The following is a 19,176-nucleotide window of genomic DNA, read 5'->3' on the forward strand; positions in this document are numbered from 1 at the left end:
TCGTTACACCTGCTCGGCAAGCAGAGTGGTGCGCTTGCCTTCCGTTTCGATGACGTCTTCTGCGGGGATGTAGAAGTCGCGTTTGTAGTTGAACGTATGGCCGATCGCCACGACGATCAGGGCGACGAAGGAGACGACGACCAGCCACCACATGTACCAGATCAGGCCGAAGGCGAGTGCGACGCTGATGGCCGACAGGATCGCGCCGGTGCCGGTATTCTTCGGCATGTGGATCGGCTTGAAGCCGCCGAGCGGACGCTCGTAGCCGCGCCTCTTCATGTCGTACCAGCTGTCATGATCGTGGACGACGGGCGTGAAGGCGAAGTTGTAGTCCGGCGGCGGCGAAGCGGTCGACCATTCCAGCGTGCGGCCGTCCCAGGGATCGCCGCTGTCGTCGCGCAGTTCCTCGCGCTTCATGAAGCTGACGACGATCTGGATCAGGAAGGCGGCGAGGCCGAGCGCGATCAGGCCGACGCCGAAAGCGGCGATGATGAACCAGATCTGCAGCGACGGGTCCTCGAACTGGCTCATGCGGCGCGTGACGCCCATCAGGCCGAGCACATAGAGCGGCATGAAGGCGAACCAGAAGCCGATCTGCCAGAACCAGAAGCTCATCTTGCCCCAGAAGGGATCGAGCTTGAAGCCGAAGGCCTTCGGGAACCAGTAGTTCACGCCGGCGAACATGCCGAAGAGCACGCCGCCGATGATGACGTTGTGGAAATGAGCGATGAGGAAGAGCGAATTGTGCAGCACGAAATCGGCAGGAGGGACCGCAAGCATGACGCCCGTCATGCCGCCGATGACGAAGGTCACCATGAAGCCGACCGTCCACAGCATCGGCACCTCGTAGCGGATGCGGCCGCGATACATGGTGAAGAGCCAGTTGAAGATCTTCGCCCCTGTCGGGATCGAGATGATCATCGTGGTGATGCCGAAGAAGGAGTTGACGGATGCACCCGAGCCCATGGTGAAGAAGTGGTGCAGCCAGACGATGTAGGACAGGATCATGATCACGCAGGTGGCGTAGACCATCGAGGCGTAGCCGAAGAGGCGTTTGCCGGAGAAGGTGGCGACGACTTCGGAGAAGATGCCGAAGGCCGGCAGCACCAGGATGTAGACCTCCGGATGGCCCCAGATCCAGATGAGGTTGATGTACATCATCGGATTGCCGCCGAGGTCGTTGGTGAAGAAGTTCGTTCCGGCGTAGCGGTCGAGCGACAACAGCACGAGCGTTGCCGTCAGGATCGGGAAGGAGGCGACGATCAGCACGTTGGTGCAGAGTGCCGTCCAGGTGAAGACCGGCATCTTCATGAAGGTCATGCCCGGCGCGCGCATCTTGACGATGGTGGCGATCAGGTTGATGCCGGAGAGCGTCGTGCCGACACCGGCCACTTGCAGGCCCCAGATATAATAGTCGACGCCGACACCCGGACTGTAGGCGGCCCCCGACAGCGGCGGGTAGGCGAGCCAGCCGGTCTGGGCGAATTCACCGATGAACAGCGACAGCATGATGATGACCGCGCCGGCGGTGGTCATCCAGAAGGAGAAGTTGTTCAAGAAGGGGAAGGAGACGTCGCGCGCGCCGATCTGCAGCGGCACCACGAAGTTCATCAGGCCGGTGACGAAGGGCATCGCCACGAAGAAGATCATGATGACGCCGTGGGCGGTGAAGATCTGGTCGTAATGGTGCGGCGGCAGGTAACCTTCCGACCCGTTGAAGGCGATCGCCTGCTGGATGCGCATCAGGATCGCGTCGGAAAAGCCGCGCAACAGCATGATGACCGCCAGGATCACATACATGATGCCGATCTTCTTGTGATCGACGCTGCAGATCCAGTCGTGCCAGAGCGGCCCCCAGAATTTGAAATAGGTGATGGCGCCGAGCACGGCGAGACCGCCGATGACGACACCGATGAAGGTCACGACCAGGATCGGCTCGTGATAGGGGATGGCATCGAGGGTCAACCGGCCGAAGACGAACTTCAGGAGGTCAGGATTGGAAAACATGGAACAACCCGTTCATTATGTCTTGCGACGCAAAGCGCCAGGTTAATTGTTGTTGTTGAGCTGCGCCGGCGCCGGATCGGCGCCGTTGCCCGTGGCGGGCATGGAATGGCCGTCATGCTGCATGCCGGGCATGTCGGGCATGCCTGGCATGTCGTGTTGCATGCTGCTGCCCCCGGAATTGCGCGGCGGCTCGGCCCTTGCCGGAACGCCCGTCGCCGGCACGGTTGCGCCCGGCGCCACGACGCCTTCGTCGGCATGGCGGTTGTCGTATTGCAGCTTCTCTCGGTTCTCAGCACTTTCCTTGCCGGCGCCGCCCATCATGTCGATGTGCATCATCTCGTTCATGCACATTTTGCCGGGCGTGGCGCACATGTTGAGGATGGCGGTGTAAAGATCGGCGTCGGCGCCGGCATAATAACGCACCGGCTCCTTCTCGCTCGGCTTCTCGAGCTTCAGATAGGTGTCGCGGTTGAGCATCGTGCCCTGCTGCTTGACCTTGGCCACCCAGGCGTCGAAGCCTTCGCGGGTAAGGCCATGAAATTTGAAGCGCATGTGCGAGAAGCCGGCGCCGCTGTAATTGGCCGAGAAGCCCTCATACTCGCCTTCCTTGTTGATGACGGCGTGCAGCTTCGTCTCCATGCCGGGCATGGCGTAGATCTGCCCGGCGAGCGCCGGGATGTAGAAGGAGTTCATTACCGAGGAAGCGGTGATCTTGAAATTGATCGGCTGGTCCACCGGGGCGGCCATCTCGTTGACGGTAGCAATGCCGAGTTCGGGATAGAAGAACAGCCATTTCCAGTCGAGCGCCACGACTTCGACGGTCAGCGGCTTGGTATCGGCCGGTATGGCGCGCTCCGCATCGAGGCGGTCGAGCGGGCGGTAGGGATCGAGCTTGTGCGTGGAAATCCAGGTGACGGCGCCGAGCGCAATGATAATCGCCAGGGGTGCAGCCCAGATGACGATTTCGAGCCGGGTCGAATGGTGCCATTCCGGGTCGTAGGTCGCGGCCGTGTTGGAGCGGCGGTAGCGCCAGGCGAAGAGCAGCGTCAGGAAGATCACCGGAACGATGATCAGAAGCATCAGCACCGTCGAGACGACGATCAGATCGCGCTGTTGCGCGGCGATGTCGCCAGAGGGCGCCATGACCACCATGTTGCATCCTGCCAGGAAAAGCAGCGGCAAGACGGATAGAAGGCGGGAAAACTTCATGAGTTTTGGCACGTCTCTAAGCTCTTGTTGTTTCGTTTGGTCCGCGACTAAAGCACTGAACCGGATCGCGACATGAGGCGGAAGGTCGCAGTGCAGCAAACATGCCGCAATGCGGCAAAAATCATTGGGCGCTAGTACTTCGAAATCCTGATGAAATTAGAAGGATTTTAGGCGTGCGCATGTCTCAGGCCAATATATCCGCAACAGTCGGTCAGGCCAGCATTTGCAGGGGAAAATCACCGTCCGGATCACGCAAAATTTTCGGTCCCCGCTTCATTTGAGCCTTGATGATGAACTATTTCAGTCTTACGGACTTGATAAGCCTGCGGGTTTGATCAAGATCACGCTTAAGGCGCCTTGCCGGAAGCGCCTTAACGAGGAGGCGTTTATGGCAACAACATCGCATTACGGACCGTCGTCGTCATCGCTGGAACGCGACGCGCGGCGCATTCACGACGACAAGCCGGTGTCACCGGGCAGCATCGCCATCGGCGTGGTGATTGGCCGCATGTCGGAATTCTTCGATTTCTTCGTCTACGGCCTCGCCTCGGTCCTGGTCTTTCCGCAGCTCGTCTTTCCCTTCGCGCCCGACAGGCTGACCGGCACACTCTATTCCTTCGCCATCTTCTCGCTCGCTTTCCTTGCCCGCCCCGTCGGCTCCGTCGTCTTCATGACCATCGACCGGATGTATGGGCGCGGCACGAAGCTGACGATCGCGCTCTTCCTGCTCGGCGGCTCGACCGCCTCGATCGCCTTCCTCCCGGGTTACGAGGTGATCGGCGTCTGGTCGATCGCGCTCCTGGCGCTCTTCCGTCTCGGCCAGGGCTTTGCGCTCGGCGGCGCCTGGGACGGTCTGGCCTCGCTGCTGGCGCTCAACGCGCCGGCCAATCACCGCGGCTGGTATGCGATGATCCCGCAGCTCGGCGCGCCGATCGGCTTTGCCCTGGCAAGCACGCTGTTCGGTTATTTCGTTGCCAATCTTTCCAGCGAAGACTTTCTTTCCTGGGGCTGGCGTTATCCCTTCTTCGTCGCCTTCGCGATCAATGTCGTGGCCCTCTTTGCCCGGCTGCGCCTGGTGATGACCAAGGAATTCGGCACGCTGCTCGAACAGCACGAGCTGGAGGCAGCACCGATCCTCGAGGTGTTGCGCGTTCACGGCCGCGACATCCTGATCGGCGCCTTCGTGCCGCTCGCGAGCTTCGCCATGTTCCACCTCGTCACCATCTTCCCGCTCGGCTGGATGAGCCTTTACGGCAACCAGCCGATCGGCACCTTCATGGTGGTGCAGGTGGTCGGCGCTATGGTCGGCGTCGTCGCGATCATCGCCTCGGGCCTGATCGCCGACCGCATCGGCCGGCGCGCCCAGCTTGCCATCGGCGCCGTCATCATCGCCGTCTTCAGCTTTATCGGGCCGACCCTGATCGCATCCGGCAATAACGGCCACGACGCTTTCGTCATCATCGGCTTCGGCGTGCTCGGCCTGTCCTTCGGCCAGGCGACCGGTTCGATCTCCTCGCGTTTCGGCCGGGGCTATCGTTATACCGGCGCTGCCTTCACCTCGGACCTCGCCTGGCTGGTCGGCGCCGGCTTCGCACCGCTGGTGGCGCTCAGCCTCTCCAGCCGCTTCGGCCTGACCTTCGTCGGCTACTACCTGCTCTCCGGCGCCATCTGCACGCTGGCGGCACTGGCCTTCAGCAAGGCGCTGGAACAGCGCGAATAGGCGAAGCGTCGCGGCCCGCCCCTCATCCGCCTGCCGGCACCTTCTCCCCGTAAACGGGGCGAAGAGGATATGCCGCGACCTTTCCGTCCCTCGCCAACCTCTCGCAGGGCACGTCCCCTCTCCCCGTTTTTACGGGGACAGGGTGAGGGGCAGCCATCGGCAGGAATCTGCCCAATTCCAATTATTGACTGCATTGCAATTTATAATTAAATGCATATCCTTGTCGGCCGCAACGAGGATATGCCATGACCGCGGAAACCATCGATCATTCGACCCTTTCCCGTCTTGTCGAAGCCGGCGCCGTCGATGCCGCCCATGTCGTAGGCAAGACCGGCGGCTGGTCCGTCGTCATCCGCTACGGCAAGGCCGAGCGCCCGCTTGCCGCCCAGCGCAGCCGGCAGGTGCGCCTGTTCAAGCGCATGGATACCCTGGTGTCTTATCTCAAGGATGTCGGGATCTCGCAGTTCGATGTCGATGCGGCCGATTACATTTCCGAGACGGCACCGCGGCCGGATCGGGCCGCCGCTCTGCGTCGTACCCACGAGGCGGCGGAATACGACAAGTGGTTCCGCGAACAGGTCGAAGAAGCGATCCGGGAAGCCGATGATCCGAACGCGGTCTGGATCAGTGCGCAGGATGCCGAAGAGCGTATGGATAAGCTTCGGGCCGAACTGCTCGCGCAGCTGCACTCCGGAGATAGAGCTTGATTGTCAGATGGCTGGCTCAGGCTCTTGTGGACCGGGAAAGGCAGATCCGCCACATCTTTACCCAGAATCCAAACGCCGCGATCGCATTGGATGATGTTATCCGGCATCAGGCCAAAATGCTCGCCGATCACCCCGAAGCAGGACGCAGCGGTCGTCTCGAGGGAACACGGGAATTGGTCATTCCGCGCACCGCATTTCTGCTGATCTATCGCATCGACAGAAAGGCACAGAGGGTGGAAATATTGCGCCTTCTTCATGGCGCCCAGCAATGGCCGCCGAGACTCTGAAAAGCGTTTTTACTGCGCCATCTGCGGCTGCTTCGCCGCCCGCGCCGCGGTCAGTTCCGCGGTGGTGTGGTTCAGGCGGTCGGCGAGCACGCGCATGATTTCGACGGCCATTTCGGGGAAGTCGCTGAGCAGCTTCAGGAAGTGCTCCTTGCTGATGCGCAGCACTTCGAGCGGCGAGGTGGCGCGTACCGTTGCCGTGCGCGAGACGTCGCAGAGGATGGCGATTTCGCCGACGATGGAATTGAGCTCGACGTCGGCGACCTTGATCTCGCCGGCCGGCGAGGAGACGATGATATCGGCGCTGCCGGAGAGAATGACATAGGCGGCGTCGCCGACATCACCCTGATGGAAGAGATCCTGACCGGCCTTGTAAGTCATGCGGTCGGAGGTGAAGGCCAAAAGCTTGAGCTTTGCTGGCGCAATCCTTGAAAAGATCGGCACCCGTCGCAGCATTTCGACTTCGTCTCTCAACAGCATGAGCGTTTCAATCCCCTGGGCGCAGGGTTCTTCGAACCAGACGCCTTAAATTCCCGGCATTCCCTAGGGAACACCTACCATCGCCGCTCCCATAGAATATTACGATAACAGTTCCTTGAACATACCGTTTTTCTCGGAAAGTTCCGGATAGTTCCCTGCTTCGGCCAGGCCGCCGCGGTCGAAGAGCAGGATCCGGTCGAACATCTCGGCGAGCCGCGCATTGGAAAGCACCCAGACGATCGCCGGCCGCTCGCCTTCCTTGTGCAGGTCTTCGATGATGTTGCGGGTGATCTGGTCCTGGACGCGCTGATCGAGCGCCGACAGCGGCCGGTTGAAGATGAAATAGTCCGAACGCTTCAGCAGTGCGCGGGCCAGGTTCAGCTTCTGCCGCTGCACCATGGTCAGGCGTTTGCCGCCCGAGCCGACGTCGAATTCGAGCCCGATCGACAGCACATCGTCATAAAGGTCGAGGGCATCGAAGAGTTCGCCCATGATGGCACGGATGCGGTCGGAGGCGTCGGCTTGCTGATAGGCGATGCGGCCGAACAGCACATTGTCCATCAGGCTGGCCGACGGCGTGAAACGTTCGGCGTCGTAACGCTCGATCAGCTCGGCGAGATCGGCCGGAATATGGGCGTGGAACTGCTTGCGGGCGCTGACGATCTTGTCCATCAGCTCGTCGGTCAGCAAACCGAAGCGATGCCGCGGCTCGATATAGGCGAAGCTCAGGCGGATGATGGCCGAGCGTTCCTCGGGGGTGGCATCCTCGAATCGGCGGCTCTGCAGCTTCTGCAGCAGCGCCTGGTAGGTCGGAATATCGTCCGCCGTCATGAAGGTCAGCTGCTGGAAGAAAGGATGATCCGGCGGCAGGTCGTGGAAGAGTTCGACGGCGTTCTCGGCGATCTCGAGGCCCATGGCGTAGAGATCGGTGCTGAGGCCCGTCTCGCGAAAGAGCTGCTGGAAATAGGGATGGGCGGCCAGCCTGCGGTTGGTCATCAGCGGCCGCTTCATGGTGCCGAAGAGCAGGTTCTCGCCGACCGTCGCCTGGGCATTGTAGGTATCGAAATCGAAAGGCACGACGATCCCGTCGAGGCCCTCGTCACGCAACCGGTCCCTGAGCGAGGCACGCAGCGCCACGACATGGTCGCTGACGGCCACATGCACGTCGGTGTTGACGTTGGAGCGCAGCGCCAGATCGAGAATGTCCTGCGAGATCAGCACGGCGTCGAGCACCGGGCGGATCGCTTTCAACAGATCCTCCGGTCCGTTGGCGCCGGCCGCCTGGTAATCCACCCAGTCGCTGTTGAGGTCGAGCGTCGGGTTACCGGCCTTCACCGCCTCGGCCGAATGCCATTTATATTCGAGCGCTTCCTTCTCGTCGTAGACGGGATCGGTCATCGGCGCGTGCTTGAGGCCGTAGAGCAGATTGCTGGCGAGCGAGCCATGGAAGAAGAATGTGTCGGCCGAGGCATAGGAGATGCGCCGGCCGGTGATCGATTCCGGCAGATTCAGCAGGTCGCGCCCATCGATGGTGATGCGGCCGGAATCCGGCCAGATCATCCGGCCGAGCGCTTCGGCGAAGGCTTCCGCGCCGCTGCCGTTCGGGCCGACGATCGCCACCGTCTCATTCGGCTTGATTTCGACCGAGACGTGGTCGACGAGGCGGGCGCCGCTGTCATCGGAAAGGGTCAGGTTGGTGACGACGAGGGCGCTCGTCAGCGCCCCGACCGGGGCGGTGGCGAGTTCCTGGATCTGGCTGTCGATCAGCGGTTCGACGTTGAACTGTTCGTAGACCTGCTGGTATTTCACCTGCACGTCCTGGCGCATCTGGTCCCAGTCGATCAGTTCCTTCAGCGGTCCGGGCAGATCCTTGTAGGCTGATATGACGGCGACGAGCTGGCCGATGTCGAGGCGGCCCTGCAGCGCCAGATAACCGCCGATCGCGTAAAACAGGAAAGGCGTGACCTGGGCGAGGAAGTTGTTGATGAACTTCACCAGGAATTTCCACTGGTAAAGGTCGTAGCGGATCGAGAAGATGCGGCCGAGCCGCCAGGCGATGTCGGCACGTTCGAGGTTGGAAGTGTCGTTGCCGTGGATCGTGCCGATGCCCTCGACGATTTCGCCGACGCGGCCGGAAAGCTCGCGCGCCGTCAGCTGCCGCTGGCGGCCGAGGTCCAACAGGCGTTTCCTCATGCGGGGAATGACGACCGCCTGGACGCCGACGATGCCGGCGGCGATCATGCCGAGCCAGAAATTCTGCACGATGATGAAGGCAAGCGCGGTGATCGCCTGGCCGCCGAGAAGGGCGGGCGAAACGAAGGCATCGCCGGTGAAGCCGCCCATCGGCTCCACCTCGTCCTTGATCATCGTGGCGATTTCGGCCGATTTCACCCGCTTGAAATGCGCAGGCGGGAAACGCAGGACCCGGTCGATCAACTCGAAGCGGATGCGCCGCAGCATGCGTTCGCCGAGCCGGCCCTTATAGGTGTTGATATAGAATTTGAAGAGGCCGTTCAGCACCACCAACGCCAGGAACACCAGGCTGAGAGCCATCAGCATCTGGAAACGATTGAGCTCTACGCCCTGGAAGAATTCGACATGGCCGATCAGCGGAATGTCGTAGGCGATATGCATGAATCTCTGAGTTGCGCCAGGCCCTTCGAAGCCGTCGCCCTGGATCGGTCCGTTGACGATCTGCTTCGGTAGGTCGAATGACAGGAAATAAGGCACCATCGAGGCGGCGACGACAGCCAGGATCCACAGCTGCTGCAGCCGCGTGTTCTTCCAGATGTAGCGGGCAAGGCTTTTTTCCATGGCTAACCGTTAGCTTGCTGGGAAATTCCGAAGGCGCGATCCGGGCGCCGGAACGGGAGAAATCCTTGAGAACGAACCATGCAGCCGGACCGCCGATATCGCAATGAAAACAAGGCGAAGCCACCGGCTGCAGAAAGGCCGATTCTCGCCGGACTTTTGCTTATATCACAGGAATTTTGAATTAGGCGAGCTATTCGCAATCATCGAGCGAATGATGCCGGCGGTTTTCTCCGCACCGTCGAGATCGAGCGATACCTGTTCCCGCCGAGGTGCTGCGAGCGCCTTTTCGACGGTCTGTTTCACAAGGGCAGAGGTCAGCCCGTTTTCCGGCAGGATGTCGGCGAGGCCAAGCGCCTGCAGCCGTTCGGCGCGCACCGTCTGCTCGGTCTCGCCGCCGGCGACGAAGGGGATGAGGATCGCCCGGCATTGACTGCGCAGGAGGTCGCCGACCGTATTGTAGCCGGCCTGTGAGATCGAGACCTTGGCGCCGCGCAGCAGCGAGGGAAAATCCTTGCGGAAGCGCACCAGTGTCACGTTTGGCGCCGCCTCCCGCGACAGCGCGGTGAAATCGGCCTCCGGCAGGTTAGGCCCCGCGATCAGCAGCCAGCGAAGATTGTCCGGCATGAGCGCTGCCGCCGCTTTCGCCGCGCCGATCAGTTCGGCGCCGACGGCGCCGCCGCCCGCCGAGGCGATGATATCGAATGTTTCGGTCGGTTCGGGCGCCGGCGGCGGGGTGACGAGCCCGGTATAACGTACCCTGTCGGCAATCTCTGCCGTCAACGGGAAGGTGTCCTCGAGCTTGACGAAGGCGGGATCGCCATGGACGAGCACGGCGTCGAAATGATCACTGACCAGGGCTGCGGTTTCCGCATCGCGGCCGGCCTTGCGGTTTTCCTGCAGGATGTCGCGTACCGAACTCAGCAGTTTTGGCCGCGGTTCGGCCGTTTCGACCGCCGCGAGCAGCGGCAGCAGTTCGAAGCGCATCTGCCGGCGGCCGAAGGGGAAGGCTTCGATGATGACGACATCGGGCCTTGCGGCATGAAAGGCCTCGAGCAGCAGGTCGCGGCGGGCATGGAGGAAGTCCTCGCCCACCGGCCGGCCATCGGCATCGGCAAGGCCGGAGAAGCCGGCATTGCTGGCGACGACCGCCGGCAGCGCCACGGTCTTGACGCCCTCGCCGGGAAAACCCGGCACCGGCAGGCCGCCGGTCACCACAGTGACGTCGAAACCGTCCTTGACGAGCGCATTGGCGATGCGGCTGGCGCGGGCGATATGGCCGATGCCGAGCAGGTGCTGGACGTAGAAGAAGATGCGTGGTGCAGTCATGACGCCTTCTGCCATTCGGCCTCGAACAGGCCGCTGAGCTGTCTGATGCTGGAGTGATAGTCGAAGTCGCCGCGCACTCGCCTTTCGGCGGCGTCGCCGAGGCGCCTGCGCAAGGCCGGGTCGCGGATTGCCGCCGTGAGGGCCCTCGCTAGCAGCGCCGGATCTTCCGGCGGCACGACGAGGCCGTTTTCGTCGTTTTCCAACAGTTCCGGCACGCCGGAGACTTCGGTCGAAACGCAGACGAGCCGCTGGCTCGAGGCTTCGACGAGCACGTTCGGCAGGCCGTCGCGATCGCCATTGGCGGCGATCCGGCAGGCCAGCGCGAAGAGGTCGGCGCGGCGGTAGTGATCGAGCACGTCTTCCTGCGCTAGGGCGCCCTTCCAGACGATGCGGTCGGACAGGCCGAGTTCGGCGGCCAGCGCCTTCAGCTTCGCCAGTGCCTCGCCGCCGCCGATATGCTCCATACGCCAGTGCAGATCGGCGGGCAGCAGGGCGAGTGCGCGCAGCAGCACGTCGTAACCCTTCTTTTCAACGGCGCGGCCGACGCTCAAGATGAGGGCCGGATCGTCGGGATCGCTGCCGGTGCGGTTCGAGCGCTCGCCGGCAAAATGGCCGAAGCGGGCGAGATCGAGACCGTGATAACTCAAGTGCACCGCATCCTTGCGGGATGTCAGCGTGCGCATGTGCTCGTAGCCCGCCCGGGTGCAGGTGACGGTCCAGCGGGCGCTGTTCAGTTTTTCGGTGAGCTCCCAGTCGGGCGACGTCCATATGTCCTTGGCATGCGCCGAACAGCTCCAGGGCGTGCCCGTCAGCATGCTCGCATATTCCGTCACCGAGGCCGGCGTGTGGATGAAATGGGCATGCAGCCACTCGCCTCCATCCGGCCATTCGCGCCCTAGCACCAGCGCCTGGCCGAGACGGCGGAAACGGTTGCGGGAGAGGTCGCGCTTGAGGTCGGCGAGGAAACGTATGATCAGCGCCTTGAAGCGGGGTCTGGAAAAGCCGGCGACCAGGCCTCTCAGCACGCGGATCGGCTCCTCATGCAGATATTCCGGCAGATAGACGACACGCGCCTTGATCTCGTCATGGACGGGATGGCGCTTCTTGTCGGTCGGCCGGCGCATCGAAATCAGCGTCAGGTCGAAGCCGGCCTTTTCCAGGCCGAGCAGCTCCTGGGCGATGAAGGTTTCCGAGAGGCGGGGATAGCCTTTCAGCACGACGAGAATCTTGCGGCGTGGCGGCAAGGCTTGGTCCTATTCCGCGCCGACGAGGGCGAGGTGGCTGGCGCGGCCGTCGATCCACCGGCCGACGGTCTGCGAGATGTGGTCGAGCCCTTCGAGATGCATATTACTGCCGCTCTTCGACGGGGGCAGGCGGGAGGGCAGGCGCTTCAGCGCCTCAGCCATGATGGTGGGATCGACCGATTGTTCCGGCAGCAGCATGTCGACGAGGCCGAGCTCGCTCGCCCGCTTGGCGCGCAGCAGCTGTTCCTGGCGCGGTTTGACGCGCGGCACGATGAGGGCCGGTTTGTCGAAGGAGAGGATCTCGCAATAGGTGTTGTAGCCGCCCATGGCGACGACACCGGTGGCGCCGTCGATCAGCTCTTCCATATGGTTATCGAACTCGATCACCTCGATATAGGGGATGGCATCGCCCTTCTGCACCAGTTTGGCGCGCTCGGCCGCCGGCATATAGGGCCCGAGCACGACGAGCGCCTTCTGCGTCAGCGTCGAATCGGCCTCATAGGCATTCATCACGTCGTGGACGAGATCGGAACCATCGCCGCCACCGCCTGTGGTCACGAGGAGGTAATTGTCCTTGCGGGCGTGGATCGAGGTTTTGCCCTTGGAGACACTGCGCTGCAGGAAGCCGACGAAATCCATCTTCCGGCGCAGGCTGGCCGGCACGTCGAGACCGATGAGCGGGTCGTAGAAATCGGGCGGGCCGTAGACCCAGACGCTGTCGTAATATTGGTCGATCTTCTGCATGATGCCGTTTCTTTTCCACTCGGCATCGAGCAGATGCGGCGCGTCCATCACCTCGCGCAGCCCGAGCACCAGCACGGTGCCGCGGGCCTTGAGATAGGCGAGCGTATCCTCGACCTCGCCCTTCAGTCCCATCGGCTCCTTGTCGACGATGAAAATATCGGGCTGGAAGGTCTCGGCGGTGTGGCGGATGCTCGATTCGCGCATCTTCAGCGTCTCGTGCAGGTCGATATGGCTGGCGAGCGAGGTATATTCGCCGTTGCGCAGCTTGATGACGCTCGGGATTTTCACGAAGTCGACGCGGGCGCGGTAGTCGAAGGCGCCGGCGATCGTCGCGCCCGAGATGATCAGGATATTGAGGCCGCGATAATCCTCGACCAACGCATGGGCGATGGCGCGACAGCGGCGCAGGTGGCCGAGGCCGAAGGTGTCGTGGCTGTACATGAGGATGCGAGCATCTTCGAGACGTCTGGCCATGGGTGTTCCCTCCGGGGTGAACAACATGCGTTAGTACCCCCACCGTCCGGAGGCCACGAGGCGGGGGCGGTGCCGTGCGGCGCCGCCGGGTTTCCTGCTATTTGTAGGGATCTGCCGCATCACGCAAGCCGTCTCCCAGAAAGTTGAACGCCAAAATGACAAGAACAACAGGAATGATCGGAAAGAGCAGCCAAGGATAGAAGGCGATGACGCTGACGCTTTTTGCCTCGGTCAGCAGAATGCCCCAACTGGTGATCGGCGGGCGAAGGCCGAGGCCGAGGAAGGAGAGCGCGGTCTCGCCGAGGATCATGCCGGGGATCGAAATCGTCGCGGAGGCGATGAGATGCGACATGAAGCCCGGCACCAGATGGCGGCCGATGATGCGCGGCGTGCTGGCGCCCATGAGCTGGGCTGCCTGGACGTAATCCTCCTCGCGCAGCGCCAGGAGTTTCGAGCGCACGGCACGCGCGAGCCCAGTCCAGTCGATGATGCCGAGGATCACGGTGATGCCGAAATAGATGACGATCGGGCTCCAGGTCACCGGCATGATGGCGGCGAGCGCCATCCACAGCGGCAGGCTCGGCAGCGATTGCAGCACCTCGATCAGGCGCTGGACGATGAGATCGAAGATGCCGCCCCAATAGCCGGCAAGACCGCCGATGACGATGCCGAGCACGAAGCTGATCGCGATGCCGATCAGGCCGATCGTCAGCGAGATCCGCGCGCCGTAGAGGATGCGCGAGAGCACGTCGCGGCCGAGCCGGTCGGTGCCGAGCAGGAACATCTGGCCGCCGATCGACGGGCAGACCAGATGAAAGTTCGAGGCGACGAGACCCCAGAATTTATAGGAATCGCCGCGGCAGAAAAAGCGGATCGGCTGCACGTCGTTCGGCCGGTCGGTATAGACACGGTGCAGCGTATCGAGATCGAGCGTCATGCTGCGGCCGTAGACGAAGGGGCCGACGAACTCTCCCTTGTCGAAGAAGTGGACGCGCTGCGGCGGCGCATGGATGAAATCGACGTTGCGGGTGTGCAGGCCGTAAGGCGCCAGGAACTCGACGATCAGGATCATCAGGTAGACGACGGCGAGAAAGATGCCGGAGATCAAGGCCAGCTTGTGCTGCTTGAACTTCCACCACATCAACTTCTTCTGCGAGGCGAGATGAATGCGCGATTGCGCCGCCGTCATGGTCTCGGTCGCGAGCGGGTCGAATGGCGCGGTCGAGACGTAATGCGGCAGCGGCGCACCGGGTGCGGGAAGGGGCGACATTATTTGGTGCTCCTGCCTTGCAGACGGATGCGGGGATCGAGGAAGCCGAGGGCGATATCGGAAATCAGCACGCCGATGACGTTGAGGAAGGCGAGGAACATCAGGAACGAGCCGGCAAGATACATGTCCTGGCTCTGCAGCGCCTTGATCAGCATCGGTCCGGTCGTTTCCAGCGACAGCACGATCGCGACGATCTCCGCACCCGAGATGATCGACGGCAGGATCGAGCCGATATCCGCGACGAAGAAGTTGAGCGCCATGCGCAGCGGATATTTGACCAGCGCCCGCATCGGATGAAGGCCCTTGGCGCGCGCCGTCGTCACATATTGCTTCTGCATCTCGTCGAGCAGGTTGGCGCGTAAGCGACGGATCATGCCGGCCGTACCCGCCGTGCCGACGATGATGACGGGAATCCACAGGTGGGAAAGGATCGAGCGCGCCTTCTCCCAGCTCATCGGAGCCGAGATATATTGCTGGTCCATCAGATGGCCGATCGAGATGCCGAACCAGATATTGGCGAAATACATCAGGATCAGCGCCAGCATGAAGTTCGGAATGGCGATGCCGAGCAGGCCGAGGAAGGTCAGCCCGTAATCACCCCAGCTGTACTGGTGCGTGGCCGAATAGATGCCGATCGGGAAGGCGATCAGCCAGGTGAGCAGGATCGTCGTGAAGGAGACGAGGATGGTCAGCCACAGGCGGTCGCCGACGACGTCGGACACCGGCAGCTGGTATTCGAAGGAATAGCCGAAATCGCCGTGCAGCATGCCGCCGACCCAGTAGAAATAGCGCACGATCTCCGGCTTGTCGAAGCCGTATTGCTGGCGCATCTCCTCGATTTCCTGGAGATTGGCGGTCTCGCCGGAAGCGCGCAGCTCGGCGATCTGACTCTCGAAGAAGTCGCCGGGCGGCAGTTCGATAATGGTGAAGACCAGCGCCGAAATGACGAAGAGCGTCGGTACCATGGCGGCGATGCGCCAGAGAATATATCTGAGCACGCCTCAGGCCTCCTTGTACCAGAATGCATCCGGCATGTAGATGCCGAGATAGGAGGTGGGGTCGAAGCCGTAGAGGGCTTTCTCCGGCAGGTTCTGCAGCTTGGCGGCGCGAAGGATCGGCTGCAGCGTGCTGTTGATCAGGCCGATCGAAAACACCTGCTGCGTATAGAGCGACAGCATCCTGTGCCAGATCGCCTGGCGCTCCTCGAACTTCGCCGTCGAGCCCCATTGTTTGAGCAGATCGATCAGTTCGGCCGCCTCCGGCAGGTCGGGCGCGACACCCTCCTGGCCGGCGGAGAGATAGTGCATGCCCCAGAGCGGCCACTGCAGCTGATCGTCGAGCGTCGGCGCCAGCCCCGAGGGCGACATGTCGGCCGTCGGCACGCCATTGTCGAGACCGTACCAGATCGACATCATGATCGTGCCGCTCATGGCGCGGTTGCGGAAGACGTCGCGCTGCGAAGTGCGGGTATAGAGCGCAAGGCCGATATTGGCCCAGTGATCGTGCACCAGCTCCAGCACGTCGGTATCGAGATTGCTTTCGCCGGCGGTCTCGACGGTAATCTCGGCGCGCCGTCCGTCCGGCAGCAGCCTGATGCCGTCGCCGCCGCGCCTGGTCAGACCGAGTTCGTCGAGCAGGCGGTTGGCCTCGTCGGGATCGAACTTGACGAAGGCGTCGGCATATTCCTGCTTGAACAGTGGGCTGTCTGGCAGCACGGTATCGGCGCTCGGCGTGCCCAGGCCGTAGAAGGCGACCATGTTGATCTCGTGCCGGTCGATCGCCAGCGACAGAGCCCGGCGCAGACGCACGTCGCGGAACAGGCCGCGCCAAACCTCGTCGGCGCAGTTGAGGTTCGGCAAGAGCGTGATGCGCGAGCCGCGCGCCACCTTCCAGAGATTGACCTTCACCGGAAAGCGCTTTTCGGCCTCCTTCAGGAAGGTGTAGTCGTTGAAATCGATGCCGGTCGCCTGCAGGTCGGCTTCGCCGGCACCCGCCTTGGCGGCGATAATCGACGAGGAGGAGACGTTGAGGACGAAACGGTCGAGATAGGGCAGCTGCCGGCCGGTCTCGTCGACCCGGTGGAAGAACGGGTTGCGCTCGAAGACGAACTGGTCGGCCGGCAGCGCCGTCGTGTTGCGCCAGGGATCGAGCGTCGGCAGGTTGGGATTTTCCGGCCGGTAGGAGCGCGCCATCTTGATGTGCAGATCCTGCCACTTCTTGACGCGGCTGGTCTTCATCATCTGTTCCATCTTCGCCTCGTCGGGCTGGAACTTCTTATGGAATTGCTTGAGGTAATGCCCCGGCCCGAAGATGACGAGCGGCTGGGGACCTGCCAGCGTCGGCAGGAACATCGGATTGGGTTTTTCCCACGTATAGCGCACCGTCAGCGGATCGAGCATTTCGAAGCGCGGCAGACTGCCGTGCGGGCGAAGCTCGAGCGCGCCGCCGCCCGGCGTCAGCTTGTCGTTCAGGATGACGTCTTCCCACCAGTAGCGGAAATCGTCGGCGGTGAACGGCGCCCCATCGGACCATTTATGGCCTTCGCGCAGCGTGAAGGTGAAGACCGTGTCGTCCTCCGCGCGGAAATCGGCGAGAATGTCAGGCTGGAACTGCAGGTGCTTGTCGTAGCCGACCAGGCGGGAATAGCCGTAGATCGTCATGAAGCGGATGTCGCGCTGGCTGCCGATGATGGTGCGCACCGTGCCGCCATAGGCGCCGGGTTCGAGCCCCATCTCCTTCAGGTTGACGATGCGCGGGCGCAGTGGAATACGCTCAGCCATACCAGGCAGGCTGCCTGCGGCCAGCCGCTCCTTGAGAAATTCCGGCTCGACTATCTGCTCGGCGCGAAGCACCGCCGGTGCGATCGCAGCCCCGACAAGGCCGCCGAGAAAGGTGCGACGCGTTACCATCAGCGCAACTCCTTGGCCGTAGCGCCCTTGCGGGCGCGCACCAGATGGCCGTCGCCGAGATCGGCATAGGCAAGCTCGGAAGCGTCGTCATGCTCGGCGGTGAAGGTTTTCCCCCAGTTCTGCTTGTCGGCGGCGCCGTTTTCGCGCAGCGCCTTGAAATCGAGCGGCCGGTCGAGATCGGGGAAGGGGACGGCGGCGAGCAGCGATTTCGTATAGGGATGCACCGGATCGCGCAGGATGATTTCGCGCGGCGCGATCTCGACGATGCGGCCCTTGCACATGACAGCGATGCGGTCGGCCATGTAATCGACGACGGCGAGGTTGTGCGAGATGAAGAGATAGGTCAGCCCCAGTTCCTTCTGCAGGTCCTTCAACAGGTTGAGGATCTGCGCCTGGACGGAGACATCAAGCGCCGAGACCGGCTCGTCGAGGATGACGAGTTTCGGCCCGAGGGCAAGCGCGCGGGCGATGCCGATGCGCTGGCGCTGGCCGCCGGAGAAGCTGTGCGGGTAACGGCTGAGGTAGCGCTTGTCGAGACCGATCGCCGCCATCAATCCTTCGACCTTGCGCTTGCGCTCGTCGCTGTCGCCGCGATCATGGATCTCGAGTGGTTCGCTTAGGATGTTGCGCACCGTCATGCGCGGCGAAAGCGAGGAAACCGGATCCTGGAACACCATCTGGATCTTGGTGCGCATGTCCTGCAGCTCGTCGCCTTTGACCGCGAGGACGTCGATGACCTCCTTGCCGTCGTTGAACACGACCGCGCCGCTGTCGGGTGTGACGGCGCGCATCAGGATCTTGCTGAGCGTCGTCTTGCCGCAGCCGGATTCGCCGACCAGGCCCAGACATTCGCCGCGGCGGATATCGAAGCTGACATCGTCGACGGCGCGCAGCACGGTGGCCTCGTGCTTGCCGAGAAAACTGCGCTTGCGCGTCTTGTAGGTCTTGCAGAGATTGCTGACGGACAACAGCGTGCCCGGCGTCTCCGCCTGCAGCGGCTTCTTCTTGCCGACGAGAGTCTCGAGATTGACCGGCACGTCGCGCAGCGCCTTCAGCCGCTCGCCGGGTTTCATGTCGAAATGCGGAACGGCGGCCATCAGCGCCTTGAGATAGGGGTGCTGCGGATTGCGGAAGATCGCCTCGACCGGCCCGGCTTCCATGATCTCGCCGTGATAGATCACGACCACCTCGTCGGCCATGTTGGCGACGATGCCGAGATCGTGGGTGATGAGCAGCATCGCCATGCCGAGCTTGGCCTGCAGGTCACGCAGCAATTCGAGGATCTGCGCTTGGATCGTCACGTCGAGCGCCGTCGTCGGCTCGTCGGCGATCAAGAGCGCCGGCTTGCAGATCAGCGCCATGGCGATCATTGCGCGCTGGCGCATGCCGCCGGACAATTCGAACGGATACATGTCGTAGGTGCGGTGCGGATTGGAAAAGCCGACGAGACCGAGCATTTCCTCGGTCTTCTCACGCGCCTCCTGCTTGTCGGCTTCGGTATGGATCAAGAGCGCTTCGCTGATCTGGTTGCCGACCGTGTGCAGCGGCGAGAGCGAAGTCATCGGCTCCTGGAAGATCGTCGCCATGCGTCGGCCGCGCAGGTCGCGCATTTCCTCGCTGTCGCGCGACAAGGAGAGGATATCGGTCGTGCTGCCGTCGAGCGGATCGGTGAAGAGGATGCTGCCCGATGCCTTGGCCGGATTGGGCAGGATGCCCATGATCGCCTGGCTGATCACCGATTTGCCCGAGCCGGATTCACCGACAAGAGCGGTGACCTTGCCCGGAAGGATGCGGAGATTGGCTTCCTTTACGACGCGCAGGGGGTCGCCGAAAACCGAGAACGAGATGTCGAGATTCTCAATACGCAACAAATCGGCAGCGGACGCCATACCAATGAAATTCCCCAGTCTTCTATGTTCCCGTTAAGGCAACACTATCGTACCGCAAACGGGGTGTCTAGCTGATGACAATCAAGGGGATATCGCCGC

14 protein-coding genes are annotated in these 19,176 nt (G+C 62.4%); 3 read left to right on the forward strand and 11 right to left on the reverse strand.

Going from position 1 to position 19,176, the window contains the following annotated elements; all coding sequences use genetic code 11:
* Window positions 1-3: 3 nt before the first annotated feature.
* Entirely contained in the window at window positions 4-2,007 is a 2,004-nt protein-coding gene (gene cyoB / locus N2597_RS28685) for a cytochrome o ubiquinol oxidase subunit I (protein ID WP_183598780.1), read from the reverse strand.
* A 42-nt stretch (window positions 2,008-2,049) separates the two neighbouring features.
* Window positions 2,050-3,228: a ubiquinol oxidase subunit II gene (cyoA, locus tag N2597_RS28690; RefSeq protein ID WP_096762866.1), complete on the reverse strand. Its 1,179-nt coding sequence runs from the start codon at window positions 3,226-3,228 to the stop codon at window positions 2,050-2,052.
* A gap of 376 nt (window positions 3,229-3,604) precedes the next feature.
* On the opposite strand from cyoA, the gene N2597_RS28695 reads away from it, so the two are divergent.
* The 3 genes from N2597_RS28695 to N2597_RS28705 all read left to right on the forward strand — a co-directional run bounded on the left by N2597_RS28695 (window position 3,605) and on the right by N2597_RS28705 (window position 5,930).
* Window positions 3,605-4,936, forward strand: coding sequence for an MFS transporter (locus tag N2597_RS28695; RefSeq protein WP_096769600.1), 1,332 nt, complete (start codon window positions 3,605-3,607; stop codon window positions 4,934-4,936).
* A 245-nt stretch (window positions 4,937-5,181) separates the two neighbouring features.
* On the forward strand, window positions 5,182-5,643 hold the full coding sequence (locus N2597_RS28700; RefSeq protein ID WP_183598782.1) for a ParC-related protein: 462 nt from the start codon (window positions 5,182-5,184) through the stop codon (window positions 5,641-5,643).
* On the forward strand, window positions 5,640-5,930 hold the full coding sequence (locus N2597_RS28705) for a type II toxin-antitoxin system RelE/ParE family toxin (RefSeq protein ID WP_096769601.1): 291 nt from the start codon (window positions 5,640-5,642) through the stop codon (window positions 5,928-5,930). Before N2597_RS28700 ends, N2597_RS28705 begins: the two co-directional genes overlap by 4 nt.
* A gap of 9 nt (window positions 5,931-5,939) precedes the next feature.
* Here the strand turns inward: N2597_RS28705 and N2597_RS28710 are convergent, their stop codons facing one another.
* The 9 genes from N2597_RS28710 to N2597_RS28750 all read right to left on the reverse strand — a co-directional run bounded on the left by N2597_RS28710 (window position 5,940) and on the right by N2597_RS28750 (window position 19,077).
* Window positions 5,940-6,407 (reverse strand): cyclic nucleotide-binding domain-containing protein, encoded by a 468-nt coding sequence (locus N2597_RS28710; RefSeq protein WP_004679746.1) that lies wholly within the window; start codon window positions 6,405-6,407, stop codon window positions 5,940-5,942.
* Between the two features lie 99 nt (window positions 6,408-6,506).
* Window positions 6,507-9,221 (reverse strand): ABC transporter ATP-binding protein, encoded by a 2,715-nt coding sequence (locus tag N2597_RS28715; RefSeq protein WP_096762867.1) that lies wholly within the window; start codon window positions 9,219-9,221, stop codon window positions 6,507-6,509.
* Window positions 9,222-9,386: 165 nt separating this feature from the next.
* Window positions 9,387-10,547 carry a glycosyltransferase family protein gene (locus tag N2597_RS28720; RefSeq protein WP_096762941.1) on the reverse strand — a complete coding sequence of 387 codons (1,161 nt, stop codon included), beginning with the start codon at window positions 10,545-10,547 and terminating at the stop codon, window positions 9,387-9,389.
* On the reverse strand, window positions 10,544-11,791 hold the full coding sequence (locus N2597_RS28725; protein ID WP_183598784.1) for a glycosyltransferase family 4 protein: 1,248 nt from the start codon (window positions 11,789-11,791) through the stop codon (window positions 10,544-10,546). Before N2597_RS28725 ends, N2597_RS28720 begins: the two co-directional genes overlap by 4 nt.
* Before the next feature lie 9 nt (window positions 11,792-11,800).
* Window positions 11,801-13,009, reverse strand: coding sequence for a glycosyltransferase family protein (locus N2597_RS28730; RefSeq protein ID WP_040111303.1), 1,209 nt, complete (start codon window positions 13,007-13,009; stop codon window positions 11,801-11,803).
* Window positions 13,010-13,106: 97 nt separating this feature from the next.
* The gene (locus N2597_RS28735; RefSeq protein WP_040140856.1) at window positions 13,107-14,279 is read right to left on the reverse strand and encodes an ABC transporter permease; all 1,173 of its coding nucleotides are present in this window, start codon (window positions 14,277-14,279) and stop codon (window positions 13,107-13,109) included.
* Window positions 14,279-15,277 (reverse strand): ABC transporter permease, encoded by a 999-nt coding sequence (locus N2597_RS28740; RefSeq protein WP_040111305.1) that lies wholly within the window; start codon window positions 15,275-15,277, stop codon window positions 14,279-14,281. Before N2597_RS28740 ends, N2597_RS28735 begins: the two co-directional genes overlap by 1 nt.
* Window positions 15,278-15,280: 3 nt before the next feature.
* The gene (locus N2597_RS28745) at window positions 15,281-17,188 is read right to left on the reverse strand and encodes an ABC transporter substrate-binding protein (protein ID WP_183598786.1); all 1,908 of its coding nucleotides are present in this window, start codon (window positions 17,186-17,188) and stop codon (window positions 15,281-15,283) included.
* The gene (locus N2597_RS28750) at window positions 17,188-19,077 is read right to left on the reverse strand and encodes an ABC transporter ATP-binding protein (RefSeq protein WP_183598788.1); all 1,890 of its coding nucleotides are present in this window, start codon (window positions 19,075-19,077) and stop codon (window positions 17,188-17,190) included. The genes N2597_RS28745 and N2597_RS28750 overlap by 1 nt, the downstream gene beginning before the upstream one ends.
* Between the last annotated feature and the right edge of the window lie 99 nt (window positions 19,078-19,176).

The organism is Rhizobium sophoriradicis (assembly GCF_025200795.1).
Classification (GTDB): Bacteria; Pseudomonadota; Alphaproteobacteria; order Rhizobiales; family Rhizobiaceae; genus Rhizobium; species Rhizobium sophoriradicis.

Excerpts from the sequence above, each read along its gene's own strand:
- cyoB (WP_183598780.1), bottom strand. The coding sequence starts at position 2,007 with ATGTTTTCCAATCCTGACCTCCTGAAGTTCGTCTTCGGCCGGTTGACC.
- N2597_RS28695 (WP_096769600.1), top strand. The coding sequence starts at position 3,605 with ATGGCAACAACATCGCATTACGGACCGTCGTCGTCATCGCTGGAACGC.
- N2597_RS28700 (WP_183598782.1), top strand. The coding sequence starts at position 5,182 with ATGACCGCGGAAACCATCGATCATTCGACCCTTTCCCGTCTTGTCGAA.
- N2597_RS28710 (WP_004679746.1), bottom strand. The coding sequence starts at position 6,407 with ATGCTGTTGAGAGACGAAGTCGAAATGCTGCGACGGGTGCCGATCTTT.
- N2597_RS28715 (WP_096762867.1), bottom strand. The coding sequence starts at position 9,221 with ATGGAAAAAAGCCTTGCCCGCTACATCTGGAAGAACACGCGGCTGCAG.
- N2597_RS28720 (WP_096762941.1), bottom strand. The coding sequence starts at position 10,547 with ATGACTGCACCACGCATCTTCTTCTACGTCCAGCACCTGCTCGGCATC.
- N2597_RS28730 (WP_040111303.1), bottom strand. The coding sequence starts at position 13,009 with ATGGCCAGACGTCTCGAAGATGCTCGCATCCTCATGTACAGCCACGAC.
- N2597_RS28735 (WP_040140856.1), bottom strand. The coding sequence starts at position 14,279 with ATGTCGCCCCTTCCCGCACCCGGTGCGCCGCTGCCGCATTACGTCTCG.
- N2597_RS28745 (WP_183598786.1), bottom strand. The coding sequence starts at position 17,188 with ATGGTAACGCGTCGCACCTTTCTCGGCGGCCTTGTCGGGGCTGCGATC.
- N2597_RS28750 (WP_183598788.1), bottom strand. The coding sequence starts at position 19,077 with ATGGCGTCCGCTGCCGATTTGTTGCGTATTGAGAATCTCGACATCTCG.